Annotated in this window: 16 protein-coding genes; 7 read left to right on the top strand and 9 right to left on the bottom strand. The window is 54.5% G+C overall.

Annotated features, from left to right (window positions below):
• Positions 1 to 426 precede the first annotated feature (426 nt).
• Both dtpA and gstA read left to right on the top strand, forming a co-directional pair.
• On the top strand, positions 427 to 1,935 hold the full coding sequence (dtpA, locus tag UR504_RS02300; RefSeq protein ID WP_302234800.1) for a dipeptide/tripeptide permease DtpA: 1,509 nt from the start codon (positions 427 to 429) through the stop codon (positions 1,933 to 1,935).
• Positions 1,936 to 2,040: 105 nt separating this feature from the next.
• A complete protein-coding gene (gstA, locus tag UR504_RS02305) occupies positions 2,041 to 2,646 on the top strand; it encodes a glutathione transferase GstA (protein ID WP_223581976.1) in 606 nt (201 codons plus the stop codon).
• 87 nt (positions 2,647 to 2,733) lie between these two features.
• On the opposite strand, the gene pdxY is transcribed toward gstA, so the two are convergent.
• The 5 genes from pdxY to anmK all read right to left on the bottom strand — a co-directional run bounded on the left by pdxY (position 2,734) and on the right by anmK (position 7,317).
• Positions 2,734 to 3,594 (bottom strand): pyridoxal kinase PdxY, encoded by an 861-nt coding sequence (pdxY, locus tag UR504_RS02310; RefSeq protein ID WP_271367738.1) that lies wholly within the window; start codon positions 3,592 to 3,594, stop codon positions 2,734 to 2,736.
• Positions 3,595 to 3,660: 66 nt separating this feature from the next.
• Entirely contained in the window at positions 3,661 to 4,935 is a 1,275-nt protein-coding gene (gene tyrS / locus UR504_RS02315; protein WP_080327312.1) for a tyrosine--tRNA ligase, read from the bottom strand.
• Between the two features lie 126 nt (positions 4,936 to 5,061).
• Positions 5,062 to 5,718, bottom strand: coding sequence for a pyridoxamine 5'-phosphate oxidase (gene pdxH, locus UR504_RS02320; protein ID WP_302234798.1), 657 nt, complete (start codon positions 5,716 to 5,718; stop codon positions 5,062 to 5,064).
• A 57-nt stretch (positions 5,719 to 5,775) separates the two neighbouring features.
• Entirely contained in the window at positions 5,776 to 6,099 is a 324-nt protein-coding gene (mliC, locus tag UR504_RS02325; RefSeq protein WP_023335447.1) for a C-type lysozyme inhibitor, read from the bottom strand.
• Between the two features lie 93 nt (positions 6,100 to 6,192).
• Positions 6,193 to 7,317 (bottom strand): anhydro-N-acetylmuramic acid kinase, encoded by a 1,125-nt coding sequence (gene anmK, locus UR504_RS02330; RefSeq protein WP_111965663.1) that lies wholly within the window; start codon positions 7,315 to 7,317, stop codon positions 6,193 to 6,195.
• 254 nt (positions 7,318 to 7,571) lie between these two features.
• On the opposite strand from anmK, the gene slyB reads away from it, so the two are divergent.
• Entirely contained in the window at positions 7,572 to 8,039 is a 468-nt protein-coding gene (gene slyB / locus UR504_RS02335) for an outer membrane lipoprotein SlyB (protein ID WP_047348789.1), read from the top strand.
• 197 nt (positions 8,040 to 8,236) lie between these two features.
• Positions 8,237 to 9,598: a GGDEF domain-containing protein gene (locus tag UR504_RS02340; protein ID WP_302234797.1), complete on the top strand. Its 1,362-nt coding sequence runs from the start codon at positions 8,237 to 8,239 to the stop codon at positions 9,596 to 9,598.
• A gap of 35 nt (positions 9,599 to 9,633) precedes the next feature.
• On the opposite strand, the gene slyA is transcribed toward UR504_RS02340, so the two are convergent.
• Positions 9,634 to 10,074, bottom strand: coding sequence for a transcriptional regulator SlyA (gene slyA, locus UR504_RS02345; RefSeq protein WP_111965661.1), 441 nt, complete (start codon positions 10,072 to 10,074; stop codon positions 9,634 to 9,636).
• A gap of 186 nt (positions 10,075 to 10,260) precedes the next feature.
• Between slyA and UR504_RS02350 the strand changes: the two genes are divergently transcribed.
• From UR504_RS02350 to UR504_RS02360, 3 genes are read left to right on the top strand one after another with little or no spacing between them, the layout of a single operon-like run.
• Complete coding sequence (locus UR504_RS02350; protein ID WP_111965660.1) at positions 10,261 to 10,497, top strand: DUF1656 domain-containing protein; 237 nt, start codon at positions 10,261 to 10,263, stop codon at positions 10,495 to 10,497.
• A gap of 2 nt (positions 10,498 to 10,499) precedes the next feature.
• Positions 10,500 to 11,360, top strand: a complete 861-nt coding sequence (locus UR504_RS02355; protein ID WP_302234796.1) for an HlyD family secretion protein — start codon at positions 10,500 to 10,502, stop codon at positions 11,358 to 11,360.
• Entirely contained in the window at positions 11,360 to 13,393 is a 2,034-nt protein-coding gene (locus tag UR504_RS02360) for an FUSC family protein (RefSeq protein WP_302234795.1), read from the top strand. Before UR504_RS02355 ends, UR504_RS02360 begins: the two co-directional genes overlap by 1 nt.
• Here UR504_RS02360 and sodC read toward each other — a convergent pair.
• The 3 genes from sodC to UR504_RS02375 form a co-directional block, all read right to left on the bottom strand.
• Positions 13,372 to 13,890, bottom strand: coding sequence for a superoxide dismutase [Cu-Zn] SodC (sodC, locus tag UR504_RS02365; protein ID WP_115874864.1), 519 nt, complete (start codon positions 13,888 to 13,890; stop codon positions 13,372 to 13,374). The genes UR504_RS02360 and sodC overlap by 22 nt on opposite strands.
• An 80-nt stretch (positions 13,891 to 13,970) precedes the next feature.
• Positions 13,971 to 14,867, bottom strand: a complete 897-nt coding sequence (locus UR504_RS02370; protein WP_032638255.1) for an aldo/keto reductase — start codon at positions 14,865 to 14,867, stop codon at positions 13,971 to 13,973.
• Between the two features lie 48 nt (positions 14,868 to 14,915).
• The gene (locus UR504_RS02375; RefSeq protein ID WP_008500587.1) at positions 14,916 to 15,155 is read right to left on the bottom strand and encodes a DUF1289 domain-containing protein; all 240 of its coding nucleotides are present in this window, start codon (positions 15,153 to 15,155) and stop codon (positions 14,916 to 14,918) included.
• Positions 15,156 to 15,247: the final 92 nt, after the last annotated feature.

Here is a 15,247-nt window from a genome sequence, read left to right on the forward strand (position 1 = left end):
TCACCCTGATAACTTCATGTTGTATTTTTGTTGTCAAAATCAACTTAAACCCTTTGTCTGACAAGACACTCTTCTTTTTTTGCCGACGATAAGACCATCTATTTTTCAGAATATGGGCTATATCACTGCCAGAAGCGGCAAATAGCAGAACATATCGCCAAACACCGGTCCTGACGGGGCTCTGCCAGTCGAAAAAACTACCTTTATACATCGTATAAAATTTAACGCTGAATAACATTTGCATGAACCGACGATTATACCACTTCAGATATATGTAACAGATTATTACAAACGTATTGCCAGATGGGGCAGGATAGTGAACATTACCCGCCGTTTCTCCTCCCAATATAACTATAAGGCGTATGGACTACGGCCATCACGCTATGAACACCCCCGTTAATATGGGATGTAAAAAAAGAGGTATATGTGTCTACTGCAAACAATAAACCAACAGATGAAAGCGTGAGTCTTAACGCTTTTAAACAGCCTAAAGCGTTTTATCTCATCTTCTCTATCGAGTTATGGGAGCGTTTTGGTTATTACGGCCTGCAAGGGATCATGGCGGTTTACCTGGTCAAACAGCTGGGTATGTCTGAAGCTGATTCCATCACGCTGTTCTCCTCCTTCAGTGCCCTTGTCTATGGTCTGGTTGCTATCGGCGGCTGGCTGGGTGATAAAGTTCTGGGTACTAAGCGCGTCATTATGCTGGGCGCTATTGTACTGGCAATTGGCTATGGTCTGGTGGCATGGTCAGGGCACGATGCCGCTGTCGTGTATATGGGCATGGCGACGATCGCCGTGGGTAACGGTCTGTTCAAAGCGAACCCGTCTTCCCTTCTCTCTACCTGCTACAGCAAAGATGACCCGCGTCTGGACGGTGCATTTACCATGTACTACATGTCCATCAACATCGGTTCATTCTTCTCGATGCTGGCAACCCCATGGCTCGCCGCGAAATTCGGCTGGAGCGTGGCGTTTGCGCTGAGCTTCGTGGGTATGCTGATCACCGTTGTGAACTTCCTGTTCTGCCGCAGCTGGGTTAAAGACTACGGTTCAAAACCTGACTTCGAGCCTGTACACATGGGCAAACTGCTGGCGACTATCGTGGGCGTTGTTGTCCTCGCGGCAATCGCCACCTGGCTACTGCACAACCAGGGTATCGCTCGTGCCGTTCTGGGCGTAGTTGCACTGGGTATCGTGGTTATCTTTGCGAAAGAAGCGTTCGCCATGCAGGGTGCTGCCCGTCGTAAGATGATTGTGGCGTTCATTCTGATGCTGGAAGCGATTATCTTCTTCGTGCTGTACAGCCAGATGCCAACCTCACTGAACTTCTTCGCCATTCGTAACGTTGAGCACTCTATTCTGGGCATCGCATTCGAGCCGGAGCAGTATCAGGCGCTGAACCCGTTCTGGATCATGATTGGTAGCCCGATTCTGGCCGCTATCTATAACAAGATGGGTGACCGTCTGCCAATGCCGCACAAGTTCGCAATCGGTATGGTACTGTGCTCAGGCGCGTTCCTGGTGCTGCCGCTGGGTACCAAGTTTGCCACTGAAGCAGGCATCGTCTCCGTTAACTGGCTGATCCTGAGCTACGCGCTGCAGTCTATCGGCGAACTGATGATCTCCGGTCTGGGTCTGGCGATGGTTGCACAGCTGGTGCCGCAGCGTCTGATGGGCTTCATTATGGGTAGCTGGTTCCTGACCACTGCCGGTGCGGCAATCATTGCGGGTAAAATTGCGAACCTGATGGCTGTGCCTGAAAACGTCACTGACCCACTGGTCTCCCTGAACGTCTACGGTACCGTGTTCATGCAGATTGGTATCGCGACAGCGGTGATCGCTGCGCTGATGCTGCTGACCGCGCCGAAACTGAATCGTATGACTCAGGACGACGACAAGACGGCTGAAGCGACCAAAACCGCTACTGCGTAAGATTATTGAGAAACGACTGAACAGAAGCCGCTAATGCATTAGCGGCTTTTTTTTTAGCCGTTCGCGCACTAACATAGCTGAAACCTCAGCAAAAAGGAGTTACCGATGAAACTGTTCTACAAACCGGGCGCGTGCTCTCTTGCTTCCCATATCACCCTGCGCGAGAGCGGCAAAGATTTCACGCTGGATGGCGTTGATCTGATGAAAAAGCGCCTGGAAAATGGCGATGACTTTCTTGCCATTAACCCGAAAGGACAAGTTCCGGCGCTCCTGCTGGATGACGGTACTCTGCTGACCGAAGGCGTGGCGATTATGCAGTTCCTGGCCGATAGCGTGCCCGATCGCCAGCTGCTGGCACCGGTCAGTACCATTTCTCGCTATAAGACGCTGGAATGGCTGAACTACATTGCCACCGAGTTGCACAAAGGGTTTACCCCCCTGTTCCGCCCGGATACGCCGGAAGAGTTTAAGCCGACCCTGCGTGCGCTTCTTGAGAAAAAGCTGCAGTACGTTAACGAATCGCTGAAAGACGAACAGTGGATTGGCGGGTCGCGCTTCACGATTGCCGATGCGTATCTGTTCACCGTGCTGCGCTGGGCTCGTGCGGTTAAGCTGAATCTGGAAGGGTTAGACCACATTGCATCGTATATGAAACGCGTTTCAGAGCGTCCTGCGGTGGCTGCGGCGCTGAAAGCGGAAGGGTTGAACTAACCGAGCGGCCTCTGTTGCCGGGTGGCGCTGCGCTTACCCGGCCTACAAAATTCACAGCCCCTCACGCGCAGCGCCACCCGGTATCGTTTAAAGCCGTGTGGCGCTGAAATAGTGCTCCGGCTTCGCGATACGATCCTGTGCCGCAACCACCTGCAACTCATATTCCTGCATCTCTTTCGTCGCCATCATAATTTCGTATACTGCCGCAGTCACATGCTCCAGCGCATCGCGCAGCGTTGCCCCCTGAAGTAATTTCACCAGCAGCAGGCCGCTGGTCACATCCCCCACGCCCACCGGCTGGCGTTTGCCAAAATCCACCAGCGGACGGCTGATGTGCCAGGCATCGTCTTTCGTCACCAGCAGCATCTCAAAGCGATCCTGACTTAGCCCTGCGCGTGCGAGATGTTTTACCAGCACAACCTCAGGCCCCTGCGCGATCAGCTCGCGAGATGCAGTTACTGCCTCTTCTACGCTGTTAACCGGATGCTCGCAGAGGATCTCCAGTTCTACCAGGTTTGGCGCAATGATATCGCTGGCGGGCAGAGCGTGGCGGACGTGGAACTCCGCAACGCCTGGCGCCACGATGCAGCCTTTTTCCGGATGACCCATAACCGGGTCGCAGAAGTATTTTGCCGACGGATTTGCGGCTTTCACCTGGCGTACGATGCCGAGGATATGCTCCCCCTGCTCCGCTGAACCAAGATAACCGCTCAGTACGGCATCACAGCGCTTGAGCTGGTCGATATCGGCAATGCCCTGCACAACCTCGGTAAGGTGCGAAGGCGGCATCACGCAGCCGGTCCATTTGCCGTACTGCGTGTGATTGGAAAACTGGACGGTATTGAGGGGCCAGACGTTGGCGCCGAGGCGACGCATCGGGAATTCCGCTGCGCTATTGCCAGCATGTCCAAAAACGACGTGGGACTGAATGGCGAGGATGTTCTTCATTATTTTCTTACCAAACCCTGAAAAAACAAAAGGGGCGTGGTTTCCCACGCCCCTGGAGACTGTTAATTACTTCCAGCAGACAAGGCAGTAGTTTTTCTTGCCGCGACGCAGCAGGGTGTAACGGCCATACAGACGATCGCCGTCAACGAAGGTGTATTCCGGGTCGGCCTGTTTCTCACCGTTGATGGTGATCGCGTTAGACGCGATGGTTTTACGCGCCTGACCGCGGGAAGGCTGCAGTTCAGAGTCCACCAGCGCCTGCATCAGGTCAGCCCCTTTCTCCATCTCAACCATTGGCACGCCGTCCTGCGCCAGCTGTTCAAAGTCCGCTTCGCTCAGATCGCTCAGGGTGCCGTTAAACAGGCTAGCGGTAATGCGTTTTGCCGCGGCCAGACCTTCTTCACCGTGAACCAGTTTGGTCACTTCATCCGCCAGCACGTACTGCGCGCGTGGCGCTTTACCGCTGTTCTTATCTTCTTCTTCCAGCGCGTTGATCTCTGCGATATCCATGAAGGTGAAGAACTTCAGGAAGCGATAAACATCGGCATCCGCCGTGTTGATCCAGAACTGGTAGAATTTGTACGGACTGGTTTTCTTCGGATCGAGCCATACCGCGCCGCCCTCAGTCTTACCAAATTTGGTGCCGTCTGCTTTGGTAATCAGCGGAACGGTCAGACCAAACACCTGGTTCTGGTGCAGACGACGGGTCAGATCGATACCGGAGGTGATGTTGCCCCACTGGTCAGAACCGCCAATCTGCAGGGAAACGCCGTGCAGTTTGTTCAGGCAGGCAAAGTCATACCCCTGCAGCAGGTTGTAGGAGAACTCGGTAAAGGAGATACCCTGGTCGTCACGGTTCAGACGCTGCTTCACGGCCTCTTTGTTAATCATCTGGTTAACAGAGAAGTGTTTGCCGATGTCACGCAGGAAGGTCAGCACGTTCATGCTGCCAAACCAGTCGTAGTTGTTGGCGGCAATCGCGGCGTTATCACCACAGTTGAAGTCGAGGAACGGCGCAACCTGTTTGCGGATCTTATCCACCCACTCCTGCACGGTATCTTCGGTGTTCAGTTTACGCTCAGCGGCTTTAAAGCTTGGGTCACCAATCAGACCGGTCGCGCCGCCCACCAGGGCAACAGGCTTATGGCCCGCCATCTGGAAGCGTTTCAGGCATAACAATGGAACAAGATGCCCCAAATGCAAGCTGTCAGCGGTGGGATCGAAGCCGCAATAGAGCGCGATCGGGCCTTGCGCCAGTCGCTCTGCTAACGCTTCCTCGTCCGTCACCTGGGCCACGAGGCCCCGCTCTTGCAATTGTTTAATCAAGTTACTGCTTGCCATCAAATTCTCCATGTATAAACGACTGCACCTTTGCCGGTACACGACTTTTCGCCTGATGCGAAAGGACCCATAGAATAAAGCGCAAGCGCGGCGTGCGCTAGCGCTTAAATCAACAAATTTCGGGGATTACGGTGCCAGTCTGTCGATTTTCCAGCCGCCATTCTCGCGCTGGTATAAAAAGCGGTCGTGCAGGCGATGTTCGCCCCCCTGCCAGAACTCAATCTGATCTATCGGGATGCGGAAACCACCCCAGAAGCTCGGCAGCGGGATTTCACCCTGCTGGAACTTCTGCTTCAGCTCCAGGAATTTACTTTCCAGCACGCCGCGGGCAGAAATGCGGCTCGACTGTTTTGATACCCAGGCGCCAATCTGGCTGTCACGCGGGCGGCTGTGGAAATACTTCACCACTTCCAGCGTCGAAAGACGTTCCGCTCTGCCGGTCACCATGACCTGACGTTCCAGCATGTGCCACGGGAACAGCAGGCTGATACGCGGATTGTTTTCCAGATGGTGCGCTTTGCGGCTGCCAAGGTTGGTGTAGAACACCAGTCCTTTCTCGTCATAATGCTTGAGCAATACGATGCGCTGATAGGGTTGACCGTTTTCATCCACCGTCGCGACAACCATGGCCGTGGGGTCGCCGAGTTTCGCTTCGCAGGCCTGTTTCAGCCAGCGTTCAAAAAGCACGAGGGGTTCAGCGGGAAGATCCTGGCGACGCAGGCCGCCTTTGGTGTATTCACGGCGCAGATGCGCAATTTGCTGCAGTTCGTCGTTATCTGACATGGCGTTAGCTGACATTGAGAGTGGGTGGCGCTATTGTGCGCCGCCCCTGTAAAAATCTCAACGCTTCGGATTTTCAAGCTGGCAATTGTTCAGCACAATGCGGTCGCGTTTGTAGACCGTGGCGCTGTCGCCTTTCGACCAGAAGACATAGATACCGTCGGTGTAGCGGGCGCCTGAGGCTGACATGCCCTGCTTCAGCGTAAGCAATTTATTGTCGTAAACAAAACTGGCTTCCTGGCGTGGATTGTTCAGCTTCACGGTCAGCGGTTTTTCGTCGCAGCGATACTCCAGCGTATCGGTCTGCATGCGCTCAAGGAGCTGGTTGTAGACGCTGCATCCTGACAGCAACAAAGGAGCGGCAATAAGAAGAAGTTTTTTCATGGGCGTATTCCGAAGACTTTCCTGGTCCTGGAGGGCATGTCCGCCCTCCTGTTTCGTTCCATTCTAACGGCGACGCACCGCGCTGAATTTCAGTTAACTCTGATTATGACGCGGATTCGCCGGGAAAATCGCTCCAAGAACGCTCGCCTCGCGAGCACCGGTTACCGACGGCAAATTACCCGGCAGCCCGGCAATGGTGCGCCAGGCAAGCCAGGCGAAAGCCAGCGCCTCCATGTCATCCCCGCTGATGCCAGCCTCATCGGTCGTAGACACTTCGGTACCCGGCAGTAGCCCCGCAAGACGCGCCATCACCAGCGGGTTACGGCTTCCCCCGCCGCACACCAGCAGGCGTTCGCATCCGCCGCTGAGGAGCACCTGTTCGGAAATCGACACGGCCGTGAGCTCGGCAAGCGTCGCCTGGACATCCTGCGGTGCAAGCGCCGGGAATGATGCCAGCTGGCGCTCAAGCCAGCCAAAGTTGAAGTATTCACGCCCCGTACTTTTCGGTGCCGGTAAGGCAAAATAAGGGTCGCTCAGCATGGACTGCAGCAGCGGGATAATCACCTTACCCTCGCTCGCCCACTCCGCGTTTTTATCATAAGGTTGACCGCACTGACGCCAGATCCAGGCATCCATCAGCATATTGCCCGGGCCGGTATCGTAGCCGCGCACCGGCTGCCCCGGGATCAGCATCGACAGATTGGCGATCCCACCAATGTTGAGCACCATACGACGTTCTGAAGGGTGCGCCAGTAGCGCCTGATGGAACGCAGGCACCAGTGGCGCGCCCTGTCCGCCAAGGGCGATATCGCGACGACGGAAATCGCCAACCACCGTCACGCCCGTCTTCGCCACAATCTGGTTGTTATCACCGATTTGCAGCGTATGCGGGGCATCTCCTCCTGGTTCATGCCAGACCGTTTGTCCATGACACCCGATGGCCACCACATCCTGCGGGCGAAGATGTTCTTTCTGCATTAAAGCCAACACCGCATCCGCAAACAGCGCCCCCAGGCGAACATCAAGCTGTCCAAGCTGGGAGAGGGTCAGCTGCTGCCCCTGACAAATGCTCAGAATATCCTCTTTCAGTGAAATGGGGATTGGCCAGGTCAGGCTCGCCTGCTGTGCCACCATGTTTTCGTCAATGGCGGCCAGAACGACATCTACCCCATCCAGACTGGTGCCTGACATCACACCAATGTAGCGACCCGATTTCATGCGCTTTCCTTACGTTGCGTGGGCTAAGGATACCCACTCAACCATAAACGGCGCAGCTTTGCCATCCGGCGATAATATTTTTTAACAATGTCAGACGCGTAACGCGGGCGGTTCCTGTTTATCTCTCGTTAAGTCAAATTCAAGTACAATTTTCTTATTGTTAGTGCAAAGATATGAACTATGGCTCCTTATGCCATATAATTTAGCCATAACGGATGCCCCAACCGGGCGTTTTTGGTGAACAGGAGATTCAAATGATTTTACGTGTACTGGGCGTTTCGCTGATTGGTTTAACTCTGGCTGGCTGTGTGAATGACAGTTCACTCTCTGGCGACGTTTACAGCGCTTCTGAAGCGAAACAGGTTCAGAACGTAACTTACGGTACCGTTGTTAACGCACGCCCTGTACAGATCCAGGGTGGTGATGAAAACAACGTGATGGGCGCAATCGGCGGTGCCGTCCTGGGTGGTTTCCTGGGCAATACCGTCGGCGGTGGCACTGGCCGCTCGCTGGCGACGGCCGCAGGCGCCGTTGCAGGTGGTGTAGCTGGCCAGGGCGTTCAGGGCGCAATGAACAAAACTCAGGGCGTAGAGCTGGAAATTCGTAAAGACGATGGCAGCACTATCATGGTTGTCCAGAAACAAGGCAACACTCGCTTCTCTGCAGGCCAGCGCGTCGTTCTGGCAAGCAACGGAAGCCAGGTGACCGTTTCTCCACGTTAATTGAAATGGATGTGGTCATCGGACCACATCCATTTACAATATATATCACTCCCACAAATATATTTACAAAATAAATTCACCCCGCCAATTTTTAACCACATCATATATTGTTTTTGCGCAAAGTATTTAGCAGGCTAATTGATTAAACTCTCGCAATTACCTCACCTTAATTCATTATAAAGCCATTAAAAACGTATATGTTTTCTAATCATCATTCCGTAAAGGGTCGTTATACCTCGTTCTGTCTGGGTTGTATTGTTGTCATTGGCATATTACACGCCCTGTTTTCGAAAATTGCCGAATGGGTACCTAGCTTCTCGTCTCATTTGTTCCCTACGCTCACCATTTTTTTGCTGGTGTTTAACCTATTTATTGCCTTCTTTATGGCAATGAAATACTGGTGTGACCGAAAACGGTTGTATCTGGTAGCGATCGCTTTTGCCTTTGCCGGGGCGGCATCGCTGATGGTCGGAACGTTGTCCTGCTTTCCCGCCTGGCTGGACCTCTATCAGTTCAACGCTGTAAACTACAACGATGCGATGATCTTCTATATGTTCCGCCATCTTTTAATGGCGTTGCTAATAATCGTTTCGGCAATACTCTATACCACGCGCAATTGTCCTCTTTCACGACTGGCGCATATCCTTATTGTGGGCGGCGAGTTTCTCTTTACCGTCTTTGCAGTAGGGTTGGCCTGGATGTATTCCAGTCACTCTTCATTTTTATCCATTGATCTGGTGGATAATGAAACCCGTGAGTTTATGGTTCTCTGGAGCCACTTCATTAATATTGCATTAATTGCACTCTGGGTGGTGACATTAGGAACGCTGATGTTTATTACGCGCATACGCAACTTATTCTGGGTGGGCGGTAATTTTCTGTGCGTCTGCTATATCGTCACGCTCACAATGCTGTTAGCGGGTGGAAATGTCGAAGATATCTCCTGGTATCGCGCCCGCTTATTTGAGACTGTCGCCACGCTGCTGCTCATTTTTGTTCTGCTCTACGATGTTTTCAGGCTGTATCGCGACTCGCACGTCAAGTATCAGCAGTCGTACCAGAACTCAATTCGCGACCCGCTGACGCGCCTTTATAACCGCAGCTATTTTTATGAAACATTGAAGCAGGCGCTGGATATCGCCAAACCCAGCCGGCCTGTTTCCGTCATCGTAAGCGATCTCGATCGCTTCAAGCGCATCAACGACACCTATGGGCATCTTCTGGGCGACAAAGTCCTGCAGTTTGTCGCTAACCTGCTGATGGATTCCGTACGCCCGCAGGACATCGCGGCCCGTATCGGTGGTGAGGAGTTTGTTCTGATGCTGGCCAACACCTCATCAGAAGCAGCGCACCAGGTGGCGGAGCGCATACGGTTAAATCTGAGCAGCTTCGATAACACCAGCAGCGGCGGTCAACTACCGGAGCCAGTCACCATCAGCATGGGGGTGTATACGGCGACGTCACCCGCGATAGCCGCAGAAACGTGCGTGGAAAACGCCGACAAAGCGATGTATGAAGCGAAGGAGACGGGACGTAATCGTGTGGTCGTCTTTAAATAAAAAAAGGCCTTGCTGCTGCAAGGCCTTCGTGTTTATTAGTCGCGAGAATGCAGCTCATGGATGTTTTGCTCTAGGCGAGCAATAAGGCTGATGAGCATTTCCAGCTCCGCGGGTGAAACGCCTGACAGGATTTCACCGCGCGTCCTGGTGATCACGGCTTCCATTTCCGTGATGATTGGCGCCGCTTTCTCGGTGAGTTTAATCCGCTTGGCGCGACGATCGCTGGCGCAGGTTTGACGCGAGATCAACCCCTTCTCTTCCAGCTGGTCAAGCGTGCGCACCAGCGACGGTTGCTCAATCCCTATCGCTTTTGCCAGCTGAATTTGCGACTGATCGGGCGGCAGCTGATGGATGTTGTGCAGCGTGACCCAATGCGTCTGTGTGAGTTCCAGAGGTTTCAGGCGATGGTCAATCAGAGCACGCCAGACGCGTACCAACCTTGCCAGATCAGAACCTAATGGCGATTCCAATTTCATCTCCTTATAATTAGCTTGCTAAGTTATTATACTGATTTTAGAATAGTGTGCAGCATTTGTATTGCCAAAACAAATGCAATACTGCATTCATCGAACTTAAAAGTATGACTAACACTGAATTGTGATGCTTCATCATACTAAGACAAGCCAACGCGGCATTCTGTTCACTGCAAAGGATTTCTGCCCGTGACGTTTTTTCATCGCTCAGAGGGGTTGCCCCTTCAGGACCTGATCTTCGGTGCGTCAGTCTATTTTCCTCCGCTGTTTAAGGCCGTTCTGGTGGGTTTTCTGCTCTGGCTCATCGCGCATCGTCTGCTTCGCGACTGGATGTACTCCGGTGAAATCTGGCATCCCATGCTGATGGATCTTTCCCTGTTTGCCCTTTCCGTATGCCTGGGCCTTGCCGTTTTGACTGTGTGGTGAATATGTCTCTGAAAACGCTAAAGTACTTTTCCACCCTGTTTGTCCTTGCCCTCGCGCTGGTTGCGGGGTGGTGGATGTGGAATTTTTATATGCAGTCGCCCTGGACGCGTGACGGCAAAGTTCGCGCTGAACAGGTCAGCATTACTCCTCAGGTGTCGGGAAGTATCACAACGCTTTTAGTTAAGGATAACCAGTTTGTCAAAAAGGGGGACGTTTTATTCCGTATCGACGATACCCCGTACCACATTGCGATTCTGAACGCCCAGGCCCAGCTGGCAAAAGCCCAGTCGGATCTGGCAAAGGCCAACAACGAGGCCAATCGCCGCCGTCACCTGTCGCAAAACTACATCTCAGCGGAAGACTTAGATACCGCCAATATCAACGTCAAGGCAATGCAGGCTAACGTCAACGTGGCGGAGGCGACGCTGAAGCAGGCGCAGTGGCAGCTGACCCAAACCGTGATTACAGCACCTGTCGATGGATGGGTGACCAACCTCTCCGCCCGCGTGGGGAATTATGCCACCACGGGACAACCGATATTCGCCCTCGTCGACAGTCACTCCTTCTACGTCGTGGGCTATTTCGAAGAGACCAAGCTTCGGCATATTCGCGAGGGCTCGCCAGCCGCGATAACGCTTTACAGCGGCTCTCAGAGGTTACAGGGTCACGTATCCAGCGTTGGCCGTGCCATTTACGATCAAAGCGTTGAAACGGATTCAGGTCTTGTGCCGGACATTAAGCCGAACGTGCCCTGGGTACGTCTGGCCCAGCGCGTTCCAGTTCGCGTGGAGTTTGACCGTTTACCGCAGGACATTACGCTGGTGTCCGGCACCACCTGCACAGTCTCCATCGGAACCCGTTAATGAAGCTGCAGGGGATCGCCTGGCAAAACACGCCGTGGATGAAAGCGACGCGCCCACAGTGGCGCTACGCCCTGCGTAACGGCATTGCCATGTGTCTGGCGCTGACCGTCGCCTATTACCTGAACCTGGATGAGCCCTACTGGGCGATGACGTCTGCGGCGGTGGTTAGTTTCCCAACGGTGGGCGGGGTGATCAGTAAAAGCCTTGGCCGTATCGCAGGCAGCCTGCTGGGCGCCACCGCAGCGTTAATTATCGCCGGGCATACGCTGAACGATCCGTGGCTGTTCCTGCTCAGTATGGCGGCATGGCTGGGGGGCTGTACCTGGGCCTGCGCCCATTTTACTAATAACGTCGCCTACGCTTTTCAGCTGGCGGGCTATACCGCCGCCATTATCGCCTTTCCGGTAGTTAACGTGCTCGACACCACCGAGCTGTGGAATATCGCCCAGGCGCGCGTCTGTGAAGTGATTGTCGGGATCCTCAGCGGCGGCTTCATGATGATGATCCTCCCCAGCACATCCGACGGCACAGCGCTTATCACTGCGCTAAAAACCATGCACACCCGGCTACTGGAACACGCGAGCCTGCTGTGGCAACCGGATAACAGCGACGATATCCGCCTCGCGCATGAAAAGGTTATCGGACAGATTCTGACGATGAATCTGTTGCGTATTCAGGCGTTCTGGAGTCACTACCGCTTTCGCCGCCAGAACACCCTGCTTAACTATTTGCTGCATCAGCAGCTGCGCATGACCAGCGCCATATCCAGCCTGCGCCGGATGCTGCTCAACTGGCCGACGCCTCCGGATAACACCCGTGCCGTAATCGAAACGCTGCTCGCGGCACTTGCGCGCCCGGATGCGGACATCTACACCGTTGCGAAGATCATCGCCCCGCTCGCCCCTGTTGATGAGTACGACTACCGCCATCGCGCCTTCTGGCAGCGCCTGAACTACTTCTGCCGTCTGTACCTGCGCAGCAGCCGCTGGATTATGGTCGTCGAAAATGCGACCCCATTGACTGAGTTCAACGTCCCCGGCAGCCCGGCACTTGCACGCCATACCGACTATCTTGAAGCGTTGTGGAGCGGTTTTCGCACCTTCTGCGCGCTGATGCTGGTGGGAGCATGGAGTATTACCACGCAGTGGGAGTCCGGTACGGCAGCCCTGACGCTTGCCGCCATCAGCTGCGTGCTTTACTCCGTCGCGGCATCGCCGTTCAACTCTCTGAATCTCCTGTTGCGCACGCTGGTGCTGCTATCGCTGTTCAGCTTCGTGGTGAAATTTGGCCTGATGGTGCAGATAAGCGATCTTTGGCAGTTCCTGCTGTTCCTGTTTCCCCTGTTGACCACCATGCAGCTTCTGAAGCTGCAGATGCCGAAGCTGGCGGGCCTCTGGGGACAGCTGATTGTCTTTATGGGCTCGTTTATCTCCGTAACGAATCCGCCGGTTTATGATTACGCCGACTTTCTCAATGACAACCTGGCAAAGATCCTTGGCGTGGGGCTGGCGTGGCTGGCATTCGCGGTGTTGCGTCCCGGCTCCGATGCACGCAAGAGCCGCAGGCATATCCGGGAGTTACGCAGAGGGTTTGTCGACCAGCTCAGCCGTAAACCACACATGAGTGAAAACGAATATGAATCGCTGGTTTATCATCACGTCAGCCAGCTGAACAGCAGCCAGGACGCACTTTCCCGGCGCTGGCTGCTGCGCTGGGGCGTGGTGCTGTTGAACTGCTCGCACGTGGTCTGGCAGCTTCGCGGGTGGGAAACGCGTTCCGACCCGCTGTCGCAGGTTCGTGATGTTTGCATATCCCTGCTGCGCGATGTGATGAGCGAACGCGGTGTTCAGCAGCGCCCGCTGGCAACCACGCTGAATGAACTGCAGCGGATCTGCGATACGCTTGCACAGCATCATCTGCCCGCAGCCCGTGATTTGGCCTCGATAATCTGGCGGCTGCACTGCTCGCTGTCGCAGCTGGAGCAGGCACCACCGCCGGGAACGATTGGGGATCAGATCACGCCGCACGCATAGCGTGCCCCTCCGCCGCCAAGCGGTTTAGGCCGATCGGACATATTGTCGCCGCCGACATGGATCATCAGCGCTTTGCCTTTCACCTCATCCAGCTTTTTCAGACGCGGCGCGACGACGGGTTCGGTGGCTTTACCGTCGTTATTGACCACCAGCACGGGCAGATCGCCTAAATGCCCCATTCCATCCGGGCCTTCATGCTTACCGGAATGCTGGGGATCGAGGTGCCCCCCTGCCGCTTCCGCCGCCGACGGTTTACCTTCTTTTAAAGCGGGCTGACAGCTGCCTTTGGCATGAACATGGAAACCATGCTCACCGGGCGGGAGTGCTTTGAGGCTGGGGGCAAACTCCAGTCCTTTATCGGTTTCCGTGATTTTCACCGTTCCGATGGACTGACCCACACCTTGTGGGGTGACGAGATTCATTTCCACTTCGTCGCTGGCTGCCTGCGCCCCTGCGCAAACAACCAGCGTGATCAGTGCCAGAGCAAAACGCTTCATATGACCTCCGCGGGTTATTTTTTGCCCCTTAAGTGTATACCAGGGGCAAAGATTTCACCGGAAAGTCACCTTCTGGCGGTTTATGGCACGTCGTAACCCAGAGCGGCTTTGCGGATGCGGAACCACTGCTGGCGGGTCATCTGCAGCTCTTCAGCGGCCAGTGCAGAACGCACGCGTTCTATTTTGCCGGAACCGATAATGGGCAGCGGTTTTGACGGCAGGCGCAGGATCCACGCGTAAACCACCTGTTCGATGCTTTCCGCGTTCAGTTCGCGGGCGATCGTCTCAAGCTCGTTGCGCAGCGGCTGGAATTCATCATCATTAAACAGGCGTCCGCCCCCCAGGCAGGACCAGGCCATCGGGCGAATGCGCAGCTGTTGTAGCTGATCGAGGGTACCATCCAGCAGCAGCGGCTGGTGAACCGGGGAGATCTCAACCTGGTTTGTGGCCAGTGTAAACGGCAGACGAGACTGAAGAAGCGCAAACTGCGCCGGGGTAAAGTTAGAAACGCCGAAATGACGCACTTTCCCACTCTGATGCAGGTTCAGGAAAGCTTCGGCCACCTCGTCAGCATCCATCAGCGGGTCGGGGCGGTGGATTAACAGCAGGTCGATACGATCGGTCGCCAGATTGACCAGCGACTGCTCGGCGCTCTTGATGATATGCGCGCTGTCGGTGATGTAATGACCGAGGGCGTGTTCCGGCTTTGCCGTGGTGGCAATCCCACACTTCGTGACAATTTCCATGCGATCGCGCAGTGCCGGAACCAGCTTAAGCGCCTCGCCGAACGCGGCCTCGCACTGGTAGCCACCGTAAATATCAGCATGATCGACCGTGGTGATGCCTAAATCGAGGTGCTCTTCAATAAAGCTCGCCAGCTGGAGCGGAGACATATTCCAGTCCATCAGGCGCCAGTAGCCCATCACAAAACGGGAGAATTCTGGCCCCTGGGGGGCAAGGGTAATTCGCTGAACCATAACATTTTCCTCAAGGACGTGATGTCATGAGTATACGCAATTACCGTGTTAAAAAAGTGAAGGTTGCTGGGGTTCTTCGGTCTCACCCGCTTTGTTTGCGCGTATTTTGCGCAGAAGGCGCTGTCGACAGAGGCGTAGTACCTCCTGCTTTTGCGTGTCGCTAAAGTTTTGCCAGTTGAAACGCTCGTCACGGGTACGCATGCATCCACGGCAATATCCGCGTTCATCCACCTGACAAATACCCCGGCACGGGCTCTGGATGGGGAAAAACTCCAGCTGCTCTGCCACACTCACCTCCAGATAGCCACTCTCACCTACAGTGAAGACGCTAAACGCGCCACGTGCAAGGCCTATAGCACAGATTTGTGGCATTAAGGTTT

This window comes from Enterobacter sp. 241F3 (assembly GCF_034106785.1).
Lineage (GTDB): Bacteria > Pseudomonadota > Gammaproteobacteria > Enterobacterales > Enterobacteriaceae > Enterobacter > Enterobacter vonholyi.